General features: G+C 70.4%; 17 protein-coding genes. 8 read left to right on the forward strand and 9 right to left on the reverse strand.

Features of this window, described 5'->3' with window-relative positions:
- Nucleotides 1-23 precede the first annotated feature (23 nt).
- Complete coding sequence (locus tag V5740_RS13965) at nucleotides 24-2,027, forward strand: right-handed parallel beta-helix repeat-containing protein (RefSeq protein ID WP_347304626.1); 2,004 nt, start codon at nucleotides 24-26, stop codon at nucleotides 2,025-2,027.
- A 6-nt stretch (nucleotides 2,028-2,033) separates the two neighbouring features.
- Here the strand turns inward: V5740_RS13965 and V5740_RS13970 are convergent, their stop codons facing one another.
- The 8 genes from V5740_RS13970 to V5740_RS14005 form a co-directional block, all read right to left on the reverse strand.
- Nucleotides 2,034-2,498: a hypothetical protein gene (locus V5740_RS13970; RefSeq protein ID WP_347304627.1), complete on the reverse strand. Its 465-nt coding sequence runs from the start codon at nucleotides 2,496-2,498 to the stop codon at nucleotides 2,034-2,036.
- Nucleotides 2,495-3,400, reverse strand: a complete 906-nt coding sequence (locus V5740_RS13975; RefSeq protein ID WP_347304672.1) for a dienelactone hydrolase family protein — start codon at nucleotides 3,398-3,400, stop codon at nucleotides 2,495-2,497. Before V5740_RS13975 ends, V5740_RS13970 begins: the two co-directional genes overlap by 4 nt.
- 5 nt (nucleotides 3,401-3,405) lie before the next feature.
- Entirely contained in the window at nucleotides 3,406-4,719 is a 1,314-nt protein-coding gene (locus V5740_RS13980; protein ID WP_347304628.1) for a family 1 glycosylhydrolase, read from the reverse strand.
- Complete coding sequence (locus V5740_RS13985) at nucleotides 4,716-5,579, reverse strand: alpha/beta hydrolase (RefSeq protein WP_347304629.1); 864 nt, start codon at nucleotides 5,577-5,579, stop codon at nucleotides 4,716-4,718. The genes V5740_RS13980 and V5740_RS13985 overlap by 4 nt, the downstream gene beginning before the upstream one ends.
- Before the next feature lie 2 nt (nucleotides 5,580-5,581).
- On the reverse strand, nucleotides 5,582-7,927 hold the full coding sequence (locus V5740_RS13990) for a TonB-dependent receptor (protein ID WP_347304630.1): 2,346 nt from the start codon (nucleotides 7,925-7,927) through the stop codon (nucleotides 5,582-5,584).
- A gap of 29 nt (nucleotides 7,928-7,956) precedes the next feature.
- Entirely contained in the window at nucleotides 7,957-8,799 is an 843-nt protein-coding gene (locus V5740_RS13995) for a fumarylacetoacetate hydrolase family protein (RefSeq protein WP_347304631.1), read from the reverse strand.
- Nucleotides 8,796-10,379, reverse strand: coding sequence for a bifunctional 3-(3-hydroxy-phenyl)propionate/3-hydroxycinnamic acid hydroxylase (locus V5740_RS14000; protein ID WP_347304632.1), 1,584 nt, complete (start codon nucleotides 10,377-10,379; stop codon nucleotides 8,796-8,798). The genes V5740_RS13995 and V5740_RS14000 overlap by 4 nt, the downstream gene beginning before the upstream one ends.
- A 109-nt stretch (nucleotides 10,380-10,488) precedes the next feature.
- Nucleotides 10,489-11,391, reverse strand: a complete 903-nt coding sequence (locus V5740_RS14005; protein ID WP_347304633.1) for a LysR family transcriptional regulator — start codon at nucleotides 11,389-11,391, stop codon at nucleotides 10,489-10,491.
- Nucleotides 11,392-11,511: 120 nt separating this feature from the next.
- Here V5740_RS14005 and V5740_RS14010 point away from each other — a divergent pair, with 120 nt between their 5' ends.
- Genes V5740_RS14010 through V5740_RS14030 form a run of 5 tightly spaced genes read left to right on the forward strand, consistent with a single transcriptional unit; the run spans nucleotide 11,512 to nucleotide 18,741 of the window.
- Nucleotides 11,512-12,405 (forward strand): VOC family protein, encoded by an 894-nt coding sequence (locus tag V5740_RS14010; protein ID WP_347304634.1) that lies wholly within the window; start codon nucleotides 11,512-11,514, stop codon nucleotides 12,403-12,405.
- Between the two features lie 19 nt (nucleotides 12,406-12,424).
- The gene (locus V5740_RS14015) at nucleotides 12,425-13,438 is read left to right on the forward strand and encodes a quercetin 2,3-dioxygenase family protein (RefSeq protein WP_347304635.1); all 1,014 of its coding nucleotides are present in this window, start codon (nucleotides 12,425-12,427) and stop codon (nucleotides 13,436-13,438) included.
- Nucleotides 13,438-14,373 carry a nucleoside hydrolase gene (locus tag V5740_RS14020; protein ID WP_347304636.1) on the forward strand — a complete coding sequence of 312 codons (936 nt, stop codon included), beginning with the start codon at nucleotides 13,438-13,440 and terminating at the stop codon, nucleotides 14,371-14,373. Before V5740_RS14015 ends, V5740_RS14020 begins: the two co-directional genes overlap by 1 nt.
- Nucleotides 14,373-15,326: a hypothetical protein gene (locus V5740_RS14025; RefSeq protein ID WP_347304637.1), complete on the forward strand. Its 954-nt coding sequence runs from the start codon at nucleotides 14,373-14,375 to the stop codon at nucleotides 15,324-15,326. Before V5740_RS14020 ends, V5740_RS14025 begins: the two co-directional genes overlap by 1 nt.
- A gap of 10 nt (nucleotides 15,327-15,336) precedes the next feature.
- Nucleotides 15,337-18,741: a glycosyl hydrolase gene (locus tag V5740_RS14030; protein WP_347304638.1), complete on the forward strand. Its 3,405-nt coding sequence runs from the start codon at nucleotides 15,337-15,339 to the stop codon at nucleotides 18,739-18,741.
- Here V5740_RS14030 and V5740_RS14035 read toward each other — a convergent pair.
- Entirely contained in the window at nucleotides 18,738-20,336 is a 1,599-nt protein-coding gene (locus tag V5740_RS14035; protein WP_347304639.1) for an alpha-L-fucosidase, read from the reverse strand. The two genes, V5740_RS14030 and V5740_RS14035, sit on opposite strands and share 4 nt — an antisense overlap.
- A 121-nt stretch (nucleotides 20,337-20,457) precedes the next feature.
- Here V5740_RS14035 and V5740_RS14040 point away from each other — a divergent pair, with 121 nt between their 5' ends.
- Entirely contained in the window at nucleotides 20,458-22,113 is a 1,656-nt protein-coding gene (locus V5740_RS14040) for a DUF5597 domain-containing protein (protein ID WP_347304640.1), read from the forward strand.
- 11 nt (nucleotides 22,114-22,124) lie between these two features.
- The gene (locus tag V5740_RS14045) at nucleotides 22,125-24,986 is read left to right on the forward strand and encodes a TIM-barrel domain-containing protein (RefSeq protein WP_347304641.1); all 2,862 of its coding nucleotides are present in this window, start codon (nucleotides 22,125-22,127) and stop codon (nucleotides 24,984-24,986) included.
- The last annotated feature ends 109 nt before the right edge of the window (nucleotides 24,987-25,095 follow it).

Consider the following 25,095-nt stretch of genomic DNA (forward strand, 5'->3'; position numbering starts at 1 on the left):
TTTTCAGGCATGGAGCAGGATTGATGACCCATCCCCTTCGTACCCGCGTGGCGGCCGGGCTGCTGGCAGCCGCCGCGATCGCCCCGGTGGCGGCCATCGCGCAGGTCACCGTGCATGTGGCGCCCGGCGGCAACGACCGCGCGCCCGGTACGGCCGAGCGGCCGGTCCGCACGCTGCCCCGCGCGCAGGAGCTGGTGCGCGCGGCCAATGGCGGCAATGACGTGACCGTGCTGCTGGCGGACGGGACTTACCCGCTCGCCGCGCCGCTGGTGCTGGATGCCGCGGATGGCGGGCAGAACGGGCACCGCGTGGAATGGCGTGCCGCCGATGGCGCCCGCCCCGTTTTGTCGGGCGGCATGGTGGTGGACGGGTTCCGCCTGCACGACGCCGAACGCCGCATCTGGGTCGCCGAAGTGCCCAGGGGGCTGGATACGCGCCAGCTATGGGTGAACGGCCAGCTCGCCGAACGGCCGTGGATCGAGATAAAGGCCAGTGACCTCGCCTTCTCCGCCACCGGGTTCGAGGTGGTGAACCCCGACCTCGCCTGGGTGACGCAGGTGGCGCAGCCCGCGCGGATGGAGGTGGAGGCGACCGGTTTCTTCACCGACCGCTTTTCCCCCGTGCAGTCGATCAGCGGCACCAGTGTCACCATGCAGCAGCCGGCATGGGACAATAACAGCTGGGGCTACGACACGATCACCAAGCCCATCTTCCCCGAGGACTCACGCCTGTTCCTGGTCAACGCGCCCGAGTTCATCGGCCGCGTCAACGACTGGCACGCGGACCCGTATCAGTGGTTCATCGACCCGGAGGCGGGGCGGCTGTACCTCCGGATCGCGCAGGATGACGACATCGCCGACCTGACCGTCACCATCCCCCGGCTGGATGCGCTGGTGTCCGTCGCGGGCACGCCGGACCGGCCGGTGGAGCGTCTGGGCTTCCACGGGCTGACCTTCTCCCACACCAGTTGGCTCGGCCCGTCGCTGCCCACCGGCTACGCCAACCAGCAGAGCGGGGCGTTCCTGTCGGACGTGTCGCCGATCCGCCCGGCGGATGCGTGGGAAAGCTGCGGCTGGGGATGCGTGGAGTTCGAATCCATGCGCCAGAAATGGCACCAGATGCCCGCCGCCGTGCAGGTCGCCGCCGCGCGCGATGTGACGTTCGAGGGCAACCGATTCACGCAGCTCGGCCAGATCGGGCTCGGCATCGGGAACGATCCCACCGCCAACCGCAGCGGGCAGGGCCATGCGACCGCGCGCATCCGGGTCGCGCGCAACCATTTCGCCGTGCTGTCGGGCAGCGCGATCATGGCGGGCGGCGTGCGCGAGGACGCGCATCATCCGGCCGATCCCGCGCTGGTCAACCGCGACCTCGTGATCGAGGACAACACGATCGCCACCGTCAGCCAGGACTACAAAGACAATGCCGCGATCCTGACCACCTATATCAGCGGGGCGCGGATCGCGCACAACGACATCACCGACACGCCTTATGACGCGATCGCGGTGGGCTGGGGCTGGGGCTACAACGATGCCGGCGGCAACCCGAACTATGACGAGAACCAGCGCGGCTATACCTACAACACCCGTTACGACACGCCGACCACGCTGCGCGACACGATCGTGGAGAATAACCGCATCCACGGGGTGAAGACCTGGTTCATGGATGGCGGCGCGATCTACAACCTGTCGGCCAATCCGGGCGCGGTGATCCGGGGGAATTACATCTACGACATCGCGGACAAGATCGCGATCTACCTGGACGAAGGCAGCAAGCATTTCCGCGTGACCGGCAACGTGGTCGAAACGCGGGGCAAGTGGCTGAACATCAACACCGCGGGCAAGATGTACCGCCGCCGCATCAGCACGGACAATCTCGCCACGGGCAACTGGCACAGCTCCAGCACCACGGGCGGGCGCTGGCTGGCGGAGATCGGCAACGTGGCGGAAGGCAACGTGCTGGTGCCCGACCGCGACTGGCCGGTGGAGGCCGAGAACGTGATGCGCGACGCAGGCGTCAGGCGGTAACGGTGCCTAAACGGGCCGGGCCAGCATCCGGGCCAGCGTCCGCCGGGTGATGAAGGCGCCCAGCGCCGCGCCGTAGGCCACCTTGGCGGCGAAGGCCGGCAGCAGGGGCAATTGCTGCACCCCCGCGACCCACAGCAGCGCGGCGCACAGGCCGCCGCCGATCACCATTGCCGCGATCCCTTGCGCAAGCGCGCGCAGCACGATGGCGCGGGTCGTCGGCCCGCGTGTCGCCACCCCCGACACCCCGCCACGGCGCAGCGCCGCCCGCAGCAGCAGCGCCGGCACCAGCGTCGCCATGATCCCGATGGCGAGGCTTTGCGGCGCGAAGTCGAAGGCGTAGGCGCCGACCCCGCGCACCGGCACCGGACCGGACAGGCCGAACACCAGCAGGAAGAACCCGACGCTGATGGCCGCATTGATCGCGGCGCTGACCAGCGTCTCCCGCCGCAGGATTGCCGCAGGATCGGTCATGCGCCCGCATCCAGCAGGCCGCGGCTGCGCAGCCACAGCGTGAACTGGTCCAGCCAGCCGGTGGTGGTGGTGCCCGCCCGGCCGAGGCCGAAGCCATGGTCGCCGCGTTCATAGGCGTGCAGCTCCACCGGGCGGTCCGCCGCGTCCCACGCCTCCACCAGGCCCAACCCGTCACGGCCGCGTAACCCGTCGTCCAGCGCGATGGCGGCGAACATCGGGGGCGCATCGGCGGGGATGGCCAGCTCCGGTTCGCGCATGGCGCCGTACATATAGCCGACAAAGGCCGGCCGCGCCCCGGCCGGTGCCAGCGCGATCTCCAGCGCGGAGCGGGCGCCGGCGGAAAAGCCCAGGAGGCCGATCCGCTGCGGATCGACACCCCATTCCGCCGCCCGCTCACGCACCAGCGCCATCGCCGCCGCCGCATCGGCGACCGCGCGCGGTTCCGTCGGATCGACGAAGCCGGGCTTGCCGATGCTGCCGAACACCGCCGCCAGCTTCGCCGCCATGGCGGCATCGTCGTCCGGCGTGTCGTTGGTGCGGTATTTCAGGACAAAGGCGGCGATCCCGCGATCGGCGAGCTGCCGGGCGACGGGCCAGCCTTCGTTCTGCATGGCGACGAACTGGTACCCGCCGCCCGGAATGACGATGACCGCCGCCCCGGTGGCCATCGCTGGATTGGGCAGCACCGGGGTCAGCGTGGGATGCGTGACGTTGCGCACCACCAGCTCGCCGCGGAAGATGCGGTTCCAGACCTCCCGGTCCGGCGCGCGGTCATCCGGGCGGAGCGGGATGGCCGCGGAATCGCGCACCGGATCGACACGCTCCACCGACGGCGCGGCCTGCTGGGCGTGTCCTGGCGCCGCCAGCATCCATGCCGCCGCCGCCAGCAGCGCGGGGGCCATACGCCTCACAATGAATTGGCCCGCGCGATCCGCCCCAGGACCTCGGCGGACGGCTTGGGCGTGCGGGCGAAGGTCGTGCGGTCCACGCTGACAAGGCCGAAGCGCGGCTTGTAGCCGAAGATCCATTCGAAATTGTCCATCAGCGACCAGTGTATGTAGCCGAGCACCGGGATGCCGTCGGCCATCGCGCCGCTGAGGCCCGCCAGCGCCTCCGGAATGAAGCGGGCACGTATTGCATCGTCATCGGTGCCGACGCCATGTTCGGACACCAGGATCGGCACCCCCGCCATCGCGTGCGCCTGGCGGACCGCCCCGGCGAGCGAGGGGGCATGCACCTCCGACCCGCCCCAATTGCGCACGGCGTCCGCCGGCGGGGCAACCTTGCCCTTCGCATCCCAGACGATCCGTTCGTAGTTCTGCACGCCCAGGAAATCGTCGCCCCGCGCCGTTCGCAGCCACGCCCCGGCCATGTCCTCCGCCTTCTCCCCAGCCACGGAGTTCGGCCCCCGCGCCTGGTTGTCGATCAGCGCCAGGCTGACGCCCACCGGCAGATCGCCGCGCACCGCCTTGATCGCGGCCTTCGCAGCGCCATGCCCTTCGATCATCAGCGCCTGCATGGTGTCGAGATCGTCGAAATTGGCGACATTGGCGGTCACGAATTTATCGGTCCCCATGCGCTTCGCCGCCGCCTCCAGCATGGCCCGCTGGCCCATCAGCGCGCCTTCGGGCATCACCTCCAGCGCGCGCAGCAGGCGCAGGATCTGCGGCTCGTTCATGGTCAGCGCGTGGCTGATATTCTCGCCCAGATGCTCCGCCGCGCGGGAGCAGTACCGGGCGAACAGCGCCGGCGCCTCCCGGTTGGTCCAGCCTCCTTGGGCGGAGAACCAGCGGGGGGCGGTGAAGTGCTGGAACGTCACCACCGGGTTGAGCCCGCGATCCCGGCAGCCGTCGATCACCGCCTTGTAATGGTCCAGCATGGCGGTGGAGAACAGGCCCGGCTCCGGCTCGATCCGCGCCCATTCCAGGCTGAAGCGATAGGTGTTGAGGCCCATGGCCTTCACCATGTCGAGGTCCTGCGCCCACAGCCCGAAATGGTTCACCGCATCGCCCGACGGTTCGGCGAAGATGGTCGGCTGCATGTTTTCCAGCAGCCACAGATCGGCGGCGACATTGTTGCCTTCGACCTGGTGCCCGGCGGTCGCCGCGCCCCAGAGGAAGCCTTGCGGGAAGCTCTGCCGGCGACCCTGCGCGAATGCGGGCGCGGCGGCGGCGAGGGCACCGGCGGCGCCCGCTGCCAGCAAGGTACGACGATCGATCATGCGAACTCTCCCAGATGTTCGTGCAGGAAGCCCGCCACCTCGTCAGCCAGCCGCGTGTCGGCCGTGCCCAGGTGGTAGGCGAGACTGAAATGATTGTGCCCGCCCGCGATGTAGCCGCGCCCCATCGTGCCGTGCGCCTGCGCGCGGGCGGCCAGCAATTGCAGCGTCTCGCGCTGGAAGCGTGCCGGGTCCCGCTCCGCACAGGCGGCGAACAGCGGCAGGGTGGTGGCGACCAGCGCGTGCCTGGGCGCGCGTTCGGCATACAGGTCGACTGGACCGTAATAGAGCGTGTCACGCTCCTCCAGCGGCTCGAACCCGTAGAGGCCCGACAGCAGCACCGCGGCGCTGACCGGCAGATCAGGGCGGAGCGCCAGCGCGCCCGCCACATGCACCGCCCCCGCGCTGGTGCCCATCAGCACGATGCGCGTCGGATCGCCGCCATGGTGCGCGGCATGGGCGACGAGCCAGTTCACCGCCGCCGCCACATCCTCCGCCCCGGCAGGCCAGGTCGCGGCGGGCGCGAGGCGATAGTCGATCGCCGCGCCCAGCATTCCGGCCCGCGCGGCCCAGCGGGCGGCATGGGCGTTGAACGGATCGCCGCCGCCCCCCTTGCTGCCGCGCACGAAGCCGCCGCCATGCACCCAGACCAGCACGGGGGCGGGCCGTATGCCCGACACCGGGGCATACAGGTCCAGCCTGTGCAGCGGATCGGGTCCATAGGCGACGTCGCTGGCCAGTGCCGGTTGTACCGCCGCGTGGCCCAGCTGCTCCGCCCGGTACAGGTCGTGCACCGCGCGCAGCAGATCGGGGCCGAGCGTGCCGCCCATGGCGGCAAGGGCAGCGGCGGCGGCCGGCGCCATCGTCAGAACGCGCCCGACACCTGCACGCCGATCGTGCGGCGGGCATCGCGGGTGTTCCAGTTGACGGTGCCGGCACCGGTCGTGAACGGCAGGCCGATCACCGCGGAATGGAACTTCTGGTCGAACAGGTTGCGCGCGAACACGCCCACCCGCCAGCTGCCGTCTTCCGCCCCGATGCCGATATTCGCGCCCACGATGCTGTATCCCGGCTGCCTGGTGAACGCCTCCCCCGGGTCGTACTGCACCTTGCTGCGATAGTAGTAGGTGGCCGACGCATCCAGCGCCAGCGACCCGCCGATGGGCTGGCGGTAATCCACCCCGCCGGTGACGCTGTGCCGCGGCGCACCCGACAACGGTTCCCCCGCCGCCTGGAACAGCGGCGTGGTCGCGGTGGAGCCCGGTGCATTGCACTGCGCGGCCACCGCCGCCGCGCCGGTGGCGACGATGCTGTCCGGGCAGGCGGTGATGTAGTCGGTGAATTCCGTGTCGGAGTAGGTCCAGGCGGCGTTGACCGACAGGGCATCGGTCACCCGCACGATCGTCTCCACCTCAAAACCCTTGGCCTCGAACCCGCCGGCATTCTCCGTCAGGAACTCCAGCCCGTTGAACACGGAGGTCTGGAGGTTCTTGTAATCGTCGTAGAACGCATTGACGTTCAGCGTCACGCGCCGATCGAAGAACTGCGTCTTGGCGCCGACCGTCACGTCCCACACGGTCTGCGGATCGACCGTCACCTGCGCGCCCGTCAGGCCGGAGAAGGTGACCGTCGGCCCCAGATAGCCGCGCGCGACCGTGCCATACAGCATGATGTCGTCCGCCGGCCGGAACTCCAGCCCCGCGCGGCCCGACCAGTCGCCCTGGTTCGTCTCCCCGGTGGAACGCGGCCGCGGGGTGTAGGGCACGGTGAAACCGTTGGGGCCGACACCCGGCGGGAAGGCGGGATCGATGCGGGAGAAACTTTCGGCATCCACCCAGTCATACGAATAGCGACCGCCCAGCAGGATCCGCAGCTGTTCGGTCAGCCGGATCGACCCGTCGACGAACGCCGCCGCGCTTTCGGTGGAGGTGCGCGTCACGCTCTGCCCCGCAGTCAGCGACAGCTGCGGCTGGGCCGCGAAGGGCAGCGCCGGGCGCAATTGCGCGCTGTTGTAGCCGTTCAGCCCTGACTTCAGCCGCGACAGGTATACGCCCGCGACATATTCCAGCGTGCCGCCGGTGGGGGAGGTGACGCGCAGTTCCTGCGACAGGAAGCTGCGGTCGCCATCGCCGCTGATGCCGGAATGGTTGAACCCGGTGAAGATCGGCACCGGATAATTGTCGATCGCGAACCGGGTCTGGTAGCCGTTGAAGAAGCGGTACGCGGTGATGGAGGTCAGCTGGTAATCGCCGACATCCAGGTCCAGCTCCATCGAGCCGCCGTAGTTCTCCTCCTTCACGGAGGTATCGATGTCCTCCGCCGTCTGCTCGTTGTCGAAGCCCGGCTCGATACCGCGCGCCAGCAGGGTGGCGTTGCGGGCATTCACCAGCGGGCTGGTGGAGGTCGGCAGGCGGTTCACCGTCCACAACTGGCCCTGTCCCTCCAGCCTGGCGCGGGAATAATCGCCGATCAGGTAGATATCGAGCGTGTCGGTCACCTCCGCCAGCAGCTTGGCCCGCCCGCCGTAGGATCGTTGCCCGCCCCAATCCTTGCCGGTGACGACGTTTTCGATGAAGCCGTCATTGCCGCGCGCGAAGCCATAGACGGCGAGCGCCGCATTGTTGGCGACGGGCACGTTCAGGCTGGCATTGACGTTGAAGTCGTTCAGCTCGCCATAGCTGGCGAAGGCGGTGCCGCCCACGGTGTCGAGGTCGGGCCGCAGGGTGGTGATGTTGACCACGCCCGATGATGCATTCTTGCCGAACTGCGTGCCCTGCGGGCCCTTCAGCACCTCCACCCGTTCCAGGTCGCCCAGGCTCTGCACCGGATTGCCGAACGGGATCACCACGTTGTCGACCACCGTGCCGACATTCTGTTCGGACGAGCTGGTGAACCCGCCCGCCGAACCCACGCCGCGCAGGCGGAAGCCGGCATCGTTGGGCGAATTGCCGAACTGCACGCCCGGCAACTGGTACTGGATGTCCTGCAGGTTCTGGAACCCGCTGCTGACCAGCTCCTCCGCACTGAGGGCGTTCACCGCCAGCGGCACGTCCTGCAGCCGTTCGGCGCGGCGGGTGGCGGTGACGATGATCTCGCCCGGATAGGTTTCCGCAACGCCGGGCGCGGGATCGCTTGCCGTCTCCTGCGCGGTTGCGGGCAGGGCATATGCCAGCGTGCTCGCCGAGGCGAGGATGAGTGTCAGTCTTGTCATTGTCGTTTTCCTCTCCTGTGCTTGTTGTTCTAGTCGAGCACCGCCTCGTCGATGATCGTGTTGCTGAGCGTGCCGATGTGGCCGATCGCGACCTCCACCCGGTCGCCCGCCTGCATCCACAGCGGCGGCGTGCGCTTGGCCCCGACGCCGCCCGGCGTGCCGGTGGCGATCACGTCGCCCGGCGACAGCGGGGTGAAGGCGGAGACGTAGGCGACGATCTCGGCAATCGGGAAGATCATGTCGCGGATCGGCTGGTCCTGCACCACCTGCCCGTTCAGCGTGGTGGTGACGCGCACATCCGCCAGGTCGCCCGCCTCGTCCGGCGTGACCAGCCAGGGGCCGAGCGCGCCGGTGCCGGGGAAGTTCTTGCCCGGCGTGAACTGCGTGGTGTGCCACTGCCAGTCGCGCACCGATGCATCGTTGAAGCAGGCGTAGCCCGCGACATGGTCCAGCGCCGTCTCCGCCACGATGGCGCGCCCGCCGCGCCCGATCACGACCGCCAGCTCGCCTTCGAAATCCAGGTCGGTCGATGCGCGCGGGCGCACGATCGGCTGGCCATGGGCGATCAGCGTGTCGGCCCAGCGGGTGAAGATGGACGGGTGCGCGACCTTCGCGCGGCCGGTTTCCTGCCGGTGGCTTTCGTAATTGTGGCCGACGCACAGGATCTTGTCCGGGTTCGGGATCACCGGCAGCAGCACCACATCGGCCAGCGCGAAGCTGTCGCCCGGACCCGTCAGGCCGGCCAGTGCGCCGGCGGCGATCGCGGCCTTGAGGTCGGCATGGCCTTGCCCGCCGCAATCGCGGATGCGGTCGCCTTCCACTAGGCCGAAGCTGGGCTGGCCGTCGGGGCGGCGGAAACTGGCAAATCTCACTTGGTGTCTCCCACGATTGCGGCACGGCCGGTGGCGGCCACGGGTCGGTCGATTTCCGCCAGCGCGGCACGCGCCTGGCGTAGCAGCGCGTCGGCGCCGCCGCGGGCGGCGGTGCCGAACACGTAATGGTCGGGGCGCACCAGCACGCTGGCGGCGCCATGGGTGTCGAGCCAGCCGGCCAGCGTGCCGTCGTCGGCCACATCGTCCAGCGTCCAGATGCCCAGCGGCACGGGCGCCAGCGCGTCCGCGGCCGGCTGCTCCGCGCGGGTGAACAGGCGCCAGCCCGGCCCGGTGATGTCGTCCAGCAGCCGGCCGCCCAGGCGCGGCTGCACCCAGCGCGCGCCCGCGCCGGGTGTGCCGGCGGCGATCGCCCCGGCGGCGAGCGGCGGGATCAGTTCGGCGGCGGTGGCGGGTTGCCCGGCGCGCTGGCGGATCTCCCGGTCACGCGCCGCGGCCTTGGCGGGGTCAAGCTCGCAGATGTAGCGGCCGGCGGCGACCGCCGCGTCGATGACGGCGCGGACATGGGGGTCGCGTTCGGGCTGGTAGGTGTCCAGCAGCCGGGCATCGGCGATCCCGCGCACCACCAATTCCAGCTTCCACGCCAGGTTGGCGACATCGCGCATCCCGTGGCACATGCCCTGCCCGAAGAAGGGCGGGGTCTGGTGCGCGGCATCGCCGGCCAGGAACACCCGGCCCGCCTGCCATTGTTCCGCCACCAGCCCGTGGAAGCGATAGGTCGCGGCGCGCAGCAGGGTATGCGGCACGCCCGCCAGATAGGGGTCGAGCAGCGCGGCGACGGCATCGGGCTGCATCATCGCCGCGTCGTCCTCCCCCGGCAGCAGCATGAATTCCCACCGGCGCATGGTGCCGCGGCCCGGAACGATGGTGGCGGGCCGCGCGGGATCGCACATCATCACCGACAGGCGCTGCAGATCCGCCTCCGCCGGGACGCCCCACAGATCGGGGAAGTGGACCGGGCCGTCGGTGTCGGCATCGACCACCAGCCACGGCTCCTCGAACCCCAGATCGTCCAGCTCTATGCCCAATGCCTTGCGCACCGGGCTGCGGGCGCCGTCGCAGGCGATGACCCAGCGGGCGCGGACGGTGCCGTCCGACAGGCGCAGGGTGACGCCGTCATCGTCCTGCACCAGCCCGGTAAACTCCGCGCCCAGCCGCAGCTCCACGCCGGGAAAGCGGTCCAGCCCGCCGCGCAGCAGCGCCTCCAGCTCCGGCTGGTAGAAGAAGTAGTCGTTGGCCCAGCCGAACGGCTTGGCCCGCCCCGCCGTCCCCATGTAACGGATGACGCCGTGATCGGCGCCGACATGCAGGTGACCCTCCGTCTCGCGCATCAGCGGGTACAGGCGGTCGATCAGGCCGGTGGTCTGGAACAGGCGCAGCATCTCGTGATCGACATGGACCGCGCGGGGCAGCGGATGGGGATCGCGCTCCCGGTCGATCACCAGCACGGACAGGCCGGCCTGCCCCAGCAGGTTGGCGGCGAGCGCCCCCACCGGGCCGCAGCCCACCACCGCCACGTCGTATACGGGGGCAGGGTCAGGGAAGGCTGCGGGCGATTGCATGGTCGGGACGATCTCTCCACCGGCCGATCAGGCGTCGGCTCCCGGCATGATTGATCCAACACAACCATAGTTGTCCAATATCGCTTTTTGGCAGAACCATAGGCTGAACCTATGAAAAGCTGACTTCCATCCGTCGGCTGGAGATCGCCTGCACGAACCGGTCGGCCAGCACGGAGAGCGGGCGATCGCGCAGGGTGCGCACGCCGATGGCGCGGGTCACGTTCTCCGACAACCGAACGGCGCGCAGCACGCCGATCGACAGTTCGGCGCTGACGACGCCGCGCGGCAGCACGCAGACACGCGCGGTGCGGCGGACGATGGCCTTGGTCGTCAGCAGCGAATCGCAGCGGATCACATCGGTGGGGAAGGGGACCCCGGTGCCGAGGAACAGCGCCTCTATCTGGCGGTGGAACGCGCCATATGCCTCTGGCAGGACCCAGCCGAATTCCGCGACCTCGGCCAGCGACACCGCCGGGCCGAGCGCGTCATGCGCGCGCCCCACGATCAGCGCGAAGGGATCGCGCACCACGCTGCGCTCCTCGATATCCGCAGGCTGGCGGTCGATTCCGGTAGTGGCGACGGCGATCTCGATCTCCCCGGTGCGCAGCAGGTCGTTCAGCTCCGCGTCCGGGCGTTCGAGGATCTGCAATGCGAAGCGGCCATGTTCCTCCATCGGCCCGATCGCCTGCGGCACCAGACTGACCAGCGCGCCCGGCGTGCCGGCGATGCGCAAGGGGCCGAGCACGCCCTTCGTGGCGAGCGTCACCTCCTCCGCCGCGTCGGCCAGCAGCGTCTCCATCGCCTCCGCCCGGCCGCGCAGCGCACGCCCGGCGGCGGTCAGCACGATGCCCTGCCGGCTGCGTTCGAACAGGCTGGTACCGAGCCGCCGTTCCAGCTGGGCGATGGCGACGGAGACCGACGGCTGTGAGATGTTGAGCCGGCGCGCCGCCCCGCTGATGGAGCCTTCGCGGCAGACGGCGGCATAGGTGCGGAGCAGGCGGGGATCGAGCATCCGCGCAGTATAGCTGCACCCTATGGATATCTGCAAAACCATTATTGGACAGCGCGGGGGTGATCGGCGCAGACAGGCACCGGCCGCCGGTCTGGAGAGCGGCGGAGAGGCATTGGCGAGATGGCGTCCCCCTTCCCCCTGACGGGCCTGCGCAGCGTGGACCTGACGATGCCCGACCTGTCGGCCGCCGTGGAGTTCTACACCGGCATCTGGGGCCTCCATCTGGCGGACCGGAGCGAAGGCACGGCCTGGCTCCGCGCGACGGGGGAGGACCCGCATGTGCTGGCGCTGCATGGCGGCGGCGATGCCGCGATCCGGTCGATGACCTTCCGCGCCGCGGCCGGCACCGACCTTTCGGCTCTGGCCGAGCGGATGGCGGGGGCGGGCGCGGACCTGCTGCATGCCCCGCGCGCGCTGCACGAACATGGCGGCGGCACGGCCATCGCCGCGCGCGATCCGCGCGGGCGCACCATCCGCGTGGTGCAGGGCGACGACCTCGCCACCCCCCTGCCGCCCGCCGCCGACCGGCCGGAACGACTGGCCCATGTGAACATCAACAGCACCGATGTGGACGCCGATGCCCGGTTCCTGGAGGCGGCGCTGGGCTTCCGCCTGACCGACCGCAGCGGGATGATGGCGTTCGAGCGGACCAACAGTGACCATCATTCGGTCGTCATCGCCGCCGGGCCGGTGAACGGGCTGAACCATGTCGCCTTCCAGCATTCCGGCTGGGAAGGGGTGATGCGCGCCGCCGGGCGGATGGTGGATGCGGGCTTCCTGATCGGCTGGGGGCCGGGCCGCCATGGGCCGGGCGACAATGTCTTTGTCTATTTCGTCGATCCCTTCGGGTTCGTGATCGAGCACACATCAGAGGTGCTGCAGGTGGACGACGAATACCGCGTCAGGGGGCCGGGCGACTGGACCTGGCCCCCCGGCCGGACCGACCAATGGGGCATCTGCCCCCCCAAGACGGCGGAGTGCAAGGCGGCGCAGATCGCCATTCCCTTCAGCTGACGACACCGGGAGAGAATGCATGACGGAACTCGTAACCGACTACCACCTGCCCGCCGGGGCGGAGCCTTACGTGGTGCGCCACGGCCGGGGCCTGCGCCATCTGGTCGCGGGCGAGATCGTGACGACGCTGGCGGGCGGGGCGCAGACCGCCGGCGCCTTCGGCGTGCTGGTGGCCGACACCCAGCAGGCGCGCGGGCCGATCCCGATGCATTATCACGAGCGTGAATATGACACCTGGCTGTGTACCCGGGGCCAGTTGCGCGTGTGGGCGGAGGATCAGTGCCGTACCCTGCGCCCGGGTGACTTCGCCTATGCCGCGCCGTTCGCGCGCCATTCGTACCAGGGGGTGTCCCCGCGCATGGGCTTCTTCGGGGTGGTCGCGCCCGGCGGGTGGGAACAGTTCATGGCCGATGCGGGGGAGGTGTGGGGCATGACCGGCCTGCCCCCGGCGGACCGCCCGTTCGACTTCTCCCGCATGGGTCCTGCCATGGCGAAGCATGACGTGCACCGGGTGCCCGATGCCGCCTATGCCGAGCCAACGGCGATGGGCGCGGACGACCATGACCTGCCGGCGGATGGCCGGTCCTATTACCTGGAGGCGGGACACGGGCCGCGCGCCACGCTGCTGGGGCATCTCGCCACCACGCTGATCACCCGTGCGCAGACCGGCGGCACGACCGACATGCTGACGATCGAGGCCGGGCGCGACGCGGCCATGCCGCTGCTGCGCCACCGCGCCACCGCGACGTTCCTGTATGTGCTGGCGGGGGAGATCGCGCTGACGCTGGACGGGCAGGATTACCGCCTCACCGGCGGCGACGGGGCCAACATTCCGGCGGGCACCGCTTATGCCACCTGTGTCACCAGCGGCAATGCGCGCTGGGTGATGGCGAGCGGCAATGGCGATGGCGGCGCCATGTGGCATGCGGCGGGAACGCCGTGCCCCGGTTTTTGCTACCCGCTGGACGACCAGCGGGATGACGGGCGCGACCGGCTAGCCGGTCTCGCCGGCGTGGACGTGGAGCTGGCCTGATGATCGCCGCGACCCGTCGCCGGGCGCTGACCCTGGCCGGGGGCGGGGCCGGGCTGCTGCTGGCGCGCGGCGCGCTGGCGCAGGCGGCCGCCGGCATCCGGCTGCGCCCGGCGGCGCGGGTGATTGTGGACAACGACTTCGCCGGCAACCCGGACGGGCTGATCGCGCTGGCGCATCAGGTGCTGAGCCCGACGACGATCGTGCCGCTGGTCACCTGCAGCCCGCTAGACCCCCAGCTGGCGGGGCCGCTGGCCGGGCGGAGCGCGGCCGAGGCGGCGCGGCTGGTGGGCGAGATGCTGCCGCTGGCGGACCTGCCGTCCGATCCGCAAGTGGTCGCCGGGGCGGAAGGGTTCGGCGGCGGCGAGGGCCCATCCCTTGCCGCGCGCGCCATCGTGGCGGAGGCGTTGCGCGACGATCCGCTGCCGCTGATCGTCACCTGCGGCGGACCGCTGACCAATGTGGCCGCCGCGCTGCGGCTGGAACCCGCGATCGCCGCGCGCATGACGCTGATCTGGATCGGCGGCGGCGGCGCGGGCGAACCCGAATACAACCAACGGGTGGACGAGGGCGCCGCCCGCTTCGTGCTGGAGGAGACGGCCGTGCCGCTGTGGCAGGTGCCGCAGCCCGCCTATCGCCAGTTGCAGTTCGGCATGGCGGAGATGGAGGCGGCGTTCCGCCCGCTCTCCCCGCTGACGCGCTGGCTGTACGACCGCTACACCACGCTGCCTGACTGGGTGCAGCTGGGCGGCGCGCTGGCGATGGGCGACACGCCGATGGTGCTGCTGTCCGCGATTGGCGGCGACAGCAGCACCTGGCGCGAAGTGCCCGCCGGGCCCGCCGGGCGCACCATCCGCCTGTACGACCGGCTGGATGCGCGGCTGGCGCTGGCCGACATGCTGGCCCGTTTCCGCCTGCATGCGGAACGGTCGCGCTGATGCCGGACCTGACGCTCGGCTGCCTGTTCTCCGACCGGGTGGAGGCGCTGGCCGACGGGCGCGTGGTGCCCGATGGCTGCCGCCTGACCGTCCGCTTCGCGGAGGCGCAGGCGCTGTTCCGGTCCGTCCTGCGGGGCGACGGGACGGACGACCTCGCCGAATTGTCGCTGGGCAGCCATATCGCGGCGGTGGCGGCGGGCCGGCGCGAATGGCTGGGCCTGCCGGTGTTCCCGTCCCGCGCGTTCCGGCACGCGAACCTGTATGTGCGCGCCGACCGCATCCGCCGGCCGGAGGATCTGGCAGGCCGGCGGATCGGCCTGCTCGATTACCAGCAGACCGCCGCGCTGTGGCTGCGCGGCCTGCTGGCGGACGATCATGGCGTCGCGCGCGAAAGCGTGCGCTGGATCACCGGCGGGCTGCACGCCCCCGTCCTGACCGACCGGGCGCCCGGCCCGGCCCCTGCCGGGCTGTCGATCGTTCGCACGCCCGAAACGCTGGACGTGCTGCTGGTGGCGGGGGAGATCGACGCGATCATCAGCCCCACCGCGCCCAATTGCTGGCGGGACGGCACCGCGCCCGTCGCCCGCATGTGGCCCGACCATCCGGCGGCAGAGGCGGCATGGTGGCAGCGGACCGGCCTGTTCCCGATCATGCACCTGATCGTGCTGCGCCGGTCGCTGGCGGAGGCGCACCCGGGGCTGGCGGCCCCCCTGTGCACCGCCTTCACCGCCGCGCTGGAGCTGGCGCTGGCCGATGTGGCGCGGCGCGATTTCCCCAAGATCGCCGTGCCCGGGCAGCTCGCCGCCGCGGAGAGCGCGTTGGCGACCTTTGGCCCCGGCCTGTGGACCTATGGGCTGGAACGCAACCGCCCCGTGCTTGCCGCCGCGCTGCGCCATGCCTGTGCCGATGGACTGGCCGGACCCGGCCTGACCCCCGATGACCTGTTCCAGTAGGATGAACCCGATGCGCTCACTCTCGCTCGCCGTGCTGCTCGCCGGCACGATCCTGTCGCTGCCGGCGGTGGCGCAGGACGCCAGCCCCCCGGCCCAGGTGCCGGCCGCCGCCAACGCCGACGACCCGCTGTTGCAGGGGTTCCGCGACCCACCGAAATCCTCTCGCCCGCGCGTCTGGTGGCACTGGATGAACGGCAATATCAGTCAAGACGGGATCACCCGCGACATCGACTGGATGGCGCGGATCGGCCTTGGCGGGCTGCACAATTTCGACGCCAATCTGGCGACGCCGCAGGTGGTGGAGCAGCGGCTGACCTACATGAATCCGGGCTGGCAGGCGGCGTTCCGCCATGCCGCGGCGGAGGCCGAGCGGCACGATCTGGAACTGGCCGTCGCCGCCAGCGCCGGCTGGTCGGAGACCGGCGGGCCGTGGGTGCCGCCCGCCGACGGGATCAAGAAGCTGGTCTGGGCGGAGATGGTGGTGGATGGCGGCGCGCCGCTGGCGAGCGCGTTGCCGATGCCGCCCGACACCACCGGCCCGTTCCAGAACGTGGCGCTGGAAGACCCGCTCGCCGCGTTCGAGCAGCGCGAGGTGCATGCCCCGCCGACCTGGTATGCCGACGTGGCGGTGCTGGCCTATCCGCTCGCCGTGGCGGCGGGTGGCCCGGCGCCGCAGGCACGCGCCGGCGATGCCGCGCTGGACGGGGCGGCGCTGGCCGATGACAGCTACCAGACCGGGGTGACCGTGCCCCGCGGCACGGCGGAGGCGCCCGGCGCCGTGGAACTGCGGTACGATGCGCCGCGCACAATCAGGGGCGCCAGCGTGTTCGTGCCCGGCGTGCAGCCGCCCTTCGCCGATCCCGCGACCAGCCCGGTGCTGGAGGCGCAGGGGCCGGACGGCACGTGGCAGCGGATCGTCAGCCTGCCGGCTGGGCCGGTACCGGCGACCGTGTCCTTCACCCCGGTCACCGCGCAGGTGTTCCGGGTGGTGTTCGGCCCGTACGATGGCCCGCGCCGGCCGGGTATCGGCGGCGGCATGGCGCCGGGTGCCGCGGCGCCGTCCTTCCCCGGCATGGGCGCCGCGCCCGCGGACTGGCAGGTGACCGACCTCAAGCTGCTGGAGCAGCCGCGCATCAACCGTTTCGAGCACAAGGCCGGCTTCGCCGTGGCGGGCGATTACTACGCGCTGGGCCTGGGTGGGGAAGGGGCGGAGGCCGGGATCGATCCGGCCAGCGTGGTTGACCTTTCGGGCAAGCTGCGCGCCGACGGCACGCTGGACTGGACGCCGCCACCCGGCCGCTGGCGCATCGTCCGCTTCGGCTCCAGCCTGACGGGCAAGACCAACCATCCCGCCCCGCCGGAAGCGACCGGGCTGGAGGTCGACAAGCTGGATGGCGCGGCGGTGCGGCGCTACCTCGAAACCTATCTCGGCACCTACAGCAAGGCCGCGGGCGACGATCTGATCGGGGATCGCGGCCTGACCGCATTGCTGACCGACAGTACGGAGGTCGGCGCGTTCAACTGGACGCCCCGGCTGCTGGAGAAATTCGCCGAGGCGCGCGGATATGATCCGCAGCCCTATCTGCCCGCGCTGACCGGCGCGATCGTCGGCACGCGCGCCGCGAGCGAGGCTTTCCTGTACGACTGGCGCCGCACGATCGCCGAACTGCACGCCAGCGAGCATTACGCGACGGTCGCCGCCGTCGCGCACGAGCACGGCCTGACCCTGTATGGCGAGGCGCTGGAGGATCAGCGCCCGTCGCTGGGCGACGACATGGCGCTGCGCCGGCATACCGACGTGCCGATGGCGGCGATGTGGACCTACGGCCCGGAAGGGCCACGGCCCACGCTGATCGGCGACATCCGTGGCGCAGCATCGGTGGCGCACCTCTACGGCCAGAACCTGGTGGCGGCGGAATCGCTGACCAGCGCGCTGTCCCCCTGGGCGCACGCCCCGCGCGACCTGCGCAAGGTGATCGACCTGGAATTCGCCCACGGCGTGAACCGCCCGGTGATCCATACCAGCGTCCACCAGCCGACCGAGCAGGCGCCCGGCCTGTCGCTGGCGATCTTCGGCCAGTACTTCAACCGGCACGACACCTGGGCGGAACTGGCGAAGCCGTGGGTCGATTACATCGCGCGCAGCAGCCACCTGCTGCAACAGGGCCGCTTCTTCGCCGACGTCGCCTATTTCCACGGGGAGGAGGCGCCGCTGACCGCGCTGTACGGCCAGGCGGAGCTGGCTGACACGCCCCGGCGCCATGCCTGGGACTTCGTCAACGCGGACGCGCTGACCGGCCTGCTTGAGGTTAACGGCGACGGCGCGCTGGTGGCGCCATCAAGGGCTGAGTACCGCGTCCTGTATCTGGGCGGCACGTCGCAGCGCATGACTCTGCCGGTGCTGCGGCGGATCGCCGCCATGGTGGACGCGGGCGCGACCGTGGTCGGCGAGGCGCCGACCGGATCGCCGTCACTGGCCGACGATCCGGCGAAATTCGCCGCGCTGGTCGCCCGACTGTGGCCCGGCGGGACGGAGGCGCGCATCGGGCGCGGGCGGGTGATCGCCGGGCGGGATGTGGAGGCGGCGCTGGCGCGCATCGGCGTCACCCCCGACTTCGAGCATTCCGGGGACGCCAACCTGCTGTGGGCGCATCGCCGGCTGCCCGATGGCGACCTGTATTTCATCACCAACCGCGAGAACCGCCCCGAACGGACCGACGCCCGCTTCCGCGTGACCGGCCGGCTGCCGGAGATCTGGCGCGCGGACAGCGGCACGGCGGAGCCGGTGTCCTTCCGCACGGAGGGCGCGGAGACGATCGTGCCGTTGGACCTGGCGGCGGAGGACAGCCTGTTCGTGGTCTTCCGCACGCCGACGGCGGAAACGGCCCGCGATGTTCCGCCACACGCCTGGCGGCCCGCCGCCACGCTGGACGGGCCGTGGCAGGTCGCTTTCCAGCCCGATCGCGGCGCGCCGGCTGCCATCACGCTGGACCGGCTGGCCCCGCTGAATGAAAGCGATGATGCGGGCGTGCGCTATTTCAGTGGCATCGCCACCTACACGCGCGACTTCGCCGCGCCTGCCGGTCACACGCCGGGTACGCCGCTGCTGCTCGACCTGGGGAAGGTGGGCGACGTGGCGGAGGTGCGGGTGAACGGCGCGGTGGCCGGCACCGCCTGGCATGCGCCATGGCAGGTGGATATCGGCCCGCTGGTGCGCGCGGGCGACAACCGGGTGGAGGTGCGGGTGGCCAACCTGTGGGTCAATCGCCTGATCGGCGATGCGCAGCCCGGCGCCACCAAGGTCGCCTTCACCACGGCGCCGACCTACCGCCCCGATGCCCCGCTGCGGCCCGCGGGCCTGATCGGCCCGGTGCGGCTGTTGACCGGGGAAGGGCCGGGGGCAGCAGCGCGCTAAACCAGGCCCGCCCCCTCCAGCCGGACGACGGGGATCATGTCGCCGGACGCGGCAGGCGGCAGGTCGAGTTCCAGCGCGTCCGCCGTCCGGCGGAAGGGGACCGGCCGGCCACCCGTCAGCGTGGCGCGTTCGATCCGCGCGGCCGGCAGCGCCGTCCGCCCCAGCGCGGCGATCCGCACGGGCTGTCCCGGCCAGTCGAGCAGCACGGCGTTGAGCGTGTCGCCCGTCACCGTGAAGCGGACGTCCTGCGGCGTGAACAGCGTGTCCCCTTCGGTGTGCATGCCGGCCTGCACGCTTGTCGGGCCTTCGCCGTAGATGCGCCATGGGCGGCTGCCGTGGATCGCGGCCTCTCCGTTCAACTGCATCCAGGCGGTGATGCCGTCCAGGACGCGCTCCTCCTCCGCATCGATGGTGCCGTCGCCGCGCATGGGGATGGACAGCAGCAGGTTGCCGTTCTTGGCGACCACGTCGCACAGTCGCTGGATCACCTGCTTCGCGGGGACGTAGCTGCGCTGCAGGAAGCGCGCGCGGTTATAATGCCAGTCGCCGATGCAGGTGCAGGTCTGCCACGGCTGGTCACGCAGCCGGTCGCTCCACCCGCGTTCCACGTCCTCCACCAGCGCCTGCCGTTCGAACGGGGACAGCACCTTGGCGGTCAGCACCACGTCCGTCACGCCGTCGCGGGCGATCGCGCCGTTGTAGTAATGCGCCGCCGCCGCCACGCCGACCGGGCCGAAGGGCAGGCCGTAATTGTCGAAATAGACGATGTCCGGCCGGTATTTGTCCACCAGGTCGTTCTGCCGCAGCAGCCATTTGTCGGCGAAGGCGGGATTGCCCGGCGGGCTGAATTCCATCCAGCGGCCATCATGCGTGGCGTGCCACGCCGCCATCCCGGCGGTGCTGGTGATGCCCGGCGGCGGCGCCATGACCGCGCCGCCATACAGCTCCTGCGGGTCGAGCCCTTCCCACCATGTGCCCGCGCCATCTTCCTTGGTGAGGTGCCACGCATCGTAGCGTTCGCCCGCGCGCGGCCCTTCCGTGTCGTAGGCGTAGGCGGGCTGGTACCAGTGCCATGCGTGGCTGGCATGATTGCTGACGCCGAAGCGCAGCCCTTCTGCCCGGACCGCCCGTTCCCACGTGCCGACGATGTCGCGCCGGGGGCCGACGCGCAGCGTGTTCCAGGCGTGATGCGCGCTGTCGTAGGCGTCCAGATTGTCGTGATGGCAGGCCAGCGCCATGACGTATTTCGCGCCCGCCGCCTTGTAGCGGCGCACCAGCCAGGCCGGATCCCATGCCTCCGCCCGCCAGAGATTCTCGATTTCCATGAAGCCGCGATCCGCCGGGTGGCCGTAGGTCTTCAGGTGATGGTCGTAGAACGGGTCGCCCTGCTGGTACATCCGGCGCCCGTACCAGTCGCCGAATTCGGGCACGCATTGCGCGGACCAGTGTGCCCAGATGCCGAACTTCGCATCGCGGAACCAGTCGGGCAGGCGATAGGTGCCGATCAGCGCCGACCAGTTCGCCGGCATGGTGCCTTGCGCGCGGGCGGCGGCGGGCAGCGCCGCCAGCGCGGCCAGCAGGGTACGTCTGTCCATCCGATCCTCCCGTTTTCCCACTCTCAGAATCTTACTTGAAACATTTATATTTATAACGCTAACATTCAGCGCAAGTGACCGGGATGCAAGCACCGGCGGCAAAAAAGGGGGCGGATCCTGGATGTTTGAGGCGCCGAATCTGATATCGGCCAACAGGCTGCGTGGCGCGCTGGCGGTCCTCGCGACCGTCGCGCTGACCGGCACGGCCGTGGCACAGACCACACCCCTGCCCCGGCTGGAGCGGGTGGGGGAGCGGCATCTGCTGCACGTCGATGGGCAGCCATTCCTGATGCTGGGCGCGCAGGCGAACAATTCCAGCAATTACCCCGACGTGCTGCCGCAGGTCTGGCCGATGATGGCGCGGCTCCACGCCAATACGCTCGAGATCCCGGTCGCCTGGGAGCAGATCGAGCCTGTCGAGGGGCAATTCGATTTCTCCTACCTCAAGGCACTGGTCGAAGGGGCGCGGGCGCGGGACCTGAAGCTGGTGCTGCTGTGGTTCGCCACCTGGAAGAACACGGGGCCGGGATATGCCCCCGCATGGGTCAAGACCGACACTGCGCGCTTCCCCCGGATGCGGACGGCGGAAGGGACCGCGCACTACGTGCTGTCGCCGCATGGCCGCGCCACGCTGGAGGCGGACAAGCGCGCCTTCGTGGCGATGATGACCTGGCTGCGCGACAACGACCCCGACCATACCGTCATCATGGTGCAGCCGGAGAACGAGACGGGCGCCTACGGCCAGAAGCGCGACCTGTCGGCGGAGGCGAACCGCCTGTTCGCCGGGGCCATCCCGGCGGAGCTGGCGGCGCGCACCGGGCGCAGCGGCACCTGGGCCCGCGCCTTCGGCCCGCTGGCGGACAGCGCCTTCAACGCCTGGCACACCGCCCGCTACATCGACGAGATCGCCGCCGCCGGGCAGGCGGTGCTGGACCTGCCAATGTTCTGCAACGCGGCGCTGAGCGACCCGTTCAGTCCGCCGGGGCAGGGCGGCGGGGCCAGCGGCGGGCCGGACAGCCCGGTGATCGACGTGTGGAAGGCGGCCGCGCCGCACATCGATTTCGTTGCGCCCGACATCTACCTGACCGATCCCAGACAGGTGCTGGAGGTGCTGCGGCTGTATGCCCGGCCCGACAACCCGCTGCACGTGCCGGAGATCGGCAACAGCGCCGCCTTCGCCCGGTATCTGTGGCCGGCGCTGGGGCATGGCGCGATCGGCTTCGCCCCGTTCGGCATGGATGACACCGGCTATTCCAATTACCCGCTGGGCGCGCGGGTGCTGGACGAGGCGACGGTGGAGGCGTTCGCCGCGCCGTACCGGCTGTTCGCGCCGATGGCGGGCGCCTGGGCACGGGTGGCGGCGGGCAATCCCGGCTGGGGCACGGCCAAGCTGGCGGACGGCGCGGGGGAGAGCCGCGCGATGGGTCGCTGGACGATCAGCGTCAGTTATGACGAATGGCAGTTCGGATCGCGCGATTCCCCGTGGCTGAAGTCCGATCCCACGCCGACCGAAGGGCAGCCGGTGGGCGGCGCGGTCGCGGTGCAGACCGGGCCTGACACATTCTTGGTCGCCGGCGCGGACGCCCGCGTCGCCATCAGCCTGACCAGCCCGGCGGCGGGGGAGACCGGCACGATGCTGTCGGTGGAGGAGGGCACGCTGCGCCCCGACGGCAGCTTCGCCACCCGCCGCGTGTGGAACGGCGACCAGACCGATTACGGATTGAACTTCACCAAACAGCCCGTCCTGCTGCGGGTCACGATGGGCACCTACAAATGAGGGCACTTCCTATGCTGCGTACCCTGACCATGACCGCCGTGGCGCTGTGCCTCGCCGGTCCGGCCCTCGCCAGCGAGGTCGCGCGCCTGCCGCATGGCGTTTTGGTGACGCCCGATGCCGGCCCGGCGAAGGCGGTGCGGGTGCTGGTCTATGGCGACGGGCAGTTCCGCGTCACCGCCATGCCGGCGGGCGACACCCGCGTGCCCGACAGCCTGATGGTGATCGCCGACCCGGTGGAGGACTTCACCTTCGCCCAGACCGGCGATGCCGTAACCCTCAGCACCGCGACCGGCACGGCGGAGGTGCGGCTGGCCGACGGGCATGTGCGCGTGCTGGACGCCGCCGGGGCGGAGCTGCTGAGCGAATCCCCGCGCACGCCGTTCCAGCCAGTGACGATCCAGGGGCGCACCTTCCAGCAGATCAGCCAGCAGTTCAACCGCGGCACCGACGAAGGCTTCTACGGCCTGGGCCAGCACCAGAACCGGCAGATGAACTACAATGGGGAGGACGTGGAGCTCGCCCAGCACAACATGGACATCGCGGTGCCCTTCGTTGTGTCCACCAAGGGGTACGGCCTGCTGTGGGACAATGAATCGATCACCCGGTTCGGCGATCCGCGCCCGCCGCAGCTGATCGGCGCGGATGCCACGGACGCGCTGAAGGTGACGAGCAACGGCCAGCCGGGCTGGCAGGCGGAATACTACCTGGGTGACACGCTGGCCGTGCGGCAGGTCGAGCCCGTCATCAACTACCAGTATCTGCGCGACCAAGCCCGCTGGCCGGAGGCGGCGAAGGCGACCACCGTGGCCTCGGGCGAAAGCGGGCAGAACACGCAAGGGGTCGCCACGCAATCGCAGCGCGTGGTGTGGACCGGCACGCTGCAGCCGGAGGCGGACGGCGTGCACAAGCTGCGGCTCTATTCCAGCAGCTATGTCCGCGTGTTCGCCGACGGCAAGGAGGTGCTGAACCGCTGGCGGCAGAACTGGAACCCCTGGTACCACAATTTCGACCTGCCGCTGAGTGCCGGCAAGCCGGTGGAGCTGCGCATCGAATGGGAGCCCAACCAGGGCTACATCGCGCTGTTCGGCAGCGACCCGCTGGCCGACGAGGATCGCCATTCGCTGTGGCTGTCGAGCGAGGCGGCGGAGGCGATCGACTATTATGTCGTGACCGGGCAGGACATGGACGGCGTGATCGCCGGCTATCGCGACCTGACCGGCAAGGCGGCGCTGATGCCCAAATGGGCCTACGGCTTCTGGCAGAGCCGCCAGCGCTACGACACGCAGGACCAGTTGCTGGACGTGGTGCGCGAATATCGCCGGCGGCGCATCCCGCTCGACAACATCGTGCTCGACTGGCGGTACTGGACCGATCCGACCTGGGGCAGCCACGAATTCGACGCCACCCGCTTCCCCGATCCGGTGAAAATGGTGGAGGAGGTCCACCAGCTCGACGGGCGGATCATGATCTCCGTCTGGCCCAAGTTCTACCCGACCACGAAAAACGGGCAGGAGCTGGACGCAGCCGGCTTCCTGTACCGCCGCCCGCTGGAGGCGGGGCAGAAGGACTGGGTGGGTCCGGGCTACGCCAACACGTACTACAACCCGTACACCAAGCCGGCGCGCGACATGTATTTCCGCCAGATCAAGGAGGCGCTGGTCGACAAGGGCTTCGACGCGTGGTGGATGGATGCGGTGGAGCCGGACTGGCATTCCAACCTGTCGGTGGAGGAGCGCAAGTACCAGATGGGCCCGACCGCGCGCGGGCCGGGCGCGTTCGTGTTCAACTCCTACCCCCTGATCCATGCGGAAGGGATGGCCGACGGCCTGCGGGACGCGCAACCGGACCGGCGGCCGTTCATCCTGACGCGGTCCGGCTTCGGCGGGATCCAGCGGACCAGTTCGGCGCTGTGGTCGGGCGACGTCGCCGCACGGTGGGACGATCTGCGCGACCAGATCAGCGCGGGCGTCAACATCTCCCTGTCGGGCATCCCCAACTGGACGCATGATATCGGCGGTTTCGCGGTGGAGGACCGCTACACCCGCGCGGAGCCCGAGCATCTGCCCGAATGGCGGGAGCTGAACCTGCGCTGGTTCCAGTTCGGCGCCTGGACCCCGCTGTTCCGCAGCCATGGCGAGACCCCGTACCGCGAGGTGTACGAACTGGGGAAGGACGATCCGGCGATGTACCGGGCGATGGTCGGCCTGATCGAGCAGCGCTACCGGCTGCTGCCCTACATCTACTCGGTCGCGGCGGACACATACTGGCAGGACGGCACCATCATGCGCGGCCTGCCGATGGATTTCGCCGCCGACCGGGAGGTGTGGGGCGTCGATGACCAGTACATGTTCGGCCCCGCCTTCCTGGTGGCCCCGGTGACGGAGCGGGGCGCCACGTCGCGGCAGGTGCGCCTGCCCGCCGGGGCGGACTGGTACGATTGGCGCAGCGGCGCGTTCCATCGCGGCGGGCAGGCGATCACCGCGCCGGCCGCGCGGGAGGAGATCCCGGTCTATGTCCGCGCGGGTGCCATCGTGCCCACCGGTCCCGCCATGCAGCACAGCGCGGAGCAGCCCGACGGGCCGATCGTGCTGCACGTCTTCACCGGTGCCGACGGCGCCTTCACTTGGCAGGAGGATGACGGCACCACCCATGGTTATCAGCAGGGGCAGCGGTCCGCCGTGCCGATCAGCTGGAACGATGCGGCCGGCACGCTGACGATCGGCGCGCGCCAGGGCTCCTGGCCGGGGATGGCGGGGCAGCGGGCGATCTCCGTCCGCTTCCACCAGCCGGACCGGGCGGTCGCCCCCGACTTCAGTGAGAATGGAGAGCACAGCCTGACCTATGACGGAACGGCGGTGACGGTGCGCCGCTGACGATGGCGCGGGAAGTCCGGCACGGCAGGGTCGTGCCGGAAAACCGACGGTAGCCGTACCGCGCGGGCGGGCAACAACCCGGACAATCGGAACGGCTTTCGCCTTAAAC

This window comes from Croceibacterium sp. TMG7-5b_MA50 (assembly GCF_039830145.1).
In the GTDB taxonomy this organism is placed as follows: domain Bacteria; phylum Pseudomonadota; class Alphaproteobacteria; order Sphingomonadales; family Sphingomonadaceae; genus Croceibacterium.

Bases quoted from the DNA above. Each gene is read 5' to 3' on its own strand.
- V5740_RS13980 (WP_347304628.1), bottom strand. From the start codon at position 4,719: ATGATCGATCGTCGTACCTTGCTGGCAGCGGGCGCCGCCGGTGCCCTC.
- V5740_RS14010 (WP_347304634.1), top strand. From the start codon at position 11,512: ATGGCGTCCCCCTTCCCCCTGACGGGCCTGCGCAGCGTGGACCTGACG.
- V5740_RS13970 (WP_347304627.1), bottom strand. From the start codon at position 2,498: ATGACCGATCCTGCGGCAATCCTGCGGCGGGAGACGCTGGTCAGCGCC.
- V5740_RS14040 (WP_347304640.1), top strand. From the start codon at position 20,458: ATGTTTGAGGCGCCGAATCTGATATCGGCCAACAGGCTGCGTGGCGCG.
- V5740_RS13990 (WP_347304630.1), bottom strand. From the start codon at position 7,927: ATGACAAGACTGACACTCATCCTCGCCTCGGCGAGCACGCTGGCATAT.
- V5740_RS14005 (WP_347304633.1), bottom strand. From the start codon at position 11,391: ATGCTCGATCCCCGCCTGCTCCGCACCTATGCCGCCGTCTGCCGCGAA.
- V5740_RS14045 (WP_347304641.1), top strand. From the start codon at position 22,125: ATGCTGCGTACCCTGACCATGACCGCCGTGGCGCTGTGCCTCGCCGGT.
- V5740_RS14030 (WP_347304638.1), top strand. From the start codon at position 15,337: ATGCGCTCACTCTCGCTCGCCGTGCTGCTCGCCGGCACGATCCTGTCG.
- V5740_RS14035 (WP_347304639.1), bottom strand. From the start codon at position 20,336: ATGGACAGACGTACCCTGCTGGCCGCGCTGGCGGCGCTGCCCGCCGCC.
- V5740_RS13985 (WP_347304629.1), bottom strand. From the start codon at position 5,579: ATGGCGCCGGCCGCCGCCGCTGCCCTTGCCGCCATGGGCGGCACGCTC.
- V5740_RS14025 (WP_347304637.1), top strand. From the start codon at position 14,373: ATGCCGGACCTGACGCTCGGCTGCCTGTTCTCCGACCGGGTGGAGGCG.
- V5740_RS14020 (WP_347304636.1), top strand. From the start codon at position 13,438: ATGATCGCCGCGACCCGTCGCCGGGCGCTGACCCTGGCCGGGGGCGGG.
- V5740_RS13975 (WP_347304672.1), bottom strand. From the start codon at position 3,400: ATGGCCCCCGCGCTGCTGGCGGCGGCGGCATGGATGCTGGCGGCGCCA.
- V5740_RS13965 (WP_347304626.1), top strand. From the start codon at position 24: ATGACCCATCCCCTTCGTACCCGCGTGGCGGCCGGGCTGCTGGCAGCC.
- V5740_RS14015 (WP_347304635.1), top strand. From the start codon at position 12,425: ATGACGGAACTCGTAACCGACTACCACCTGCCCGCCGGGGCGGAGCCT.
- V5740_RS14000 (WP_347304632.1), bottom strand. From the start codon at position 10,379: ATGCAATCGCCCGCAGCCTTCCCTGACCCTGCCCCCGTATACGACGTG.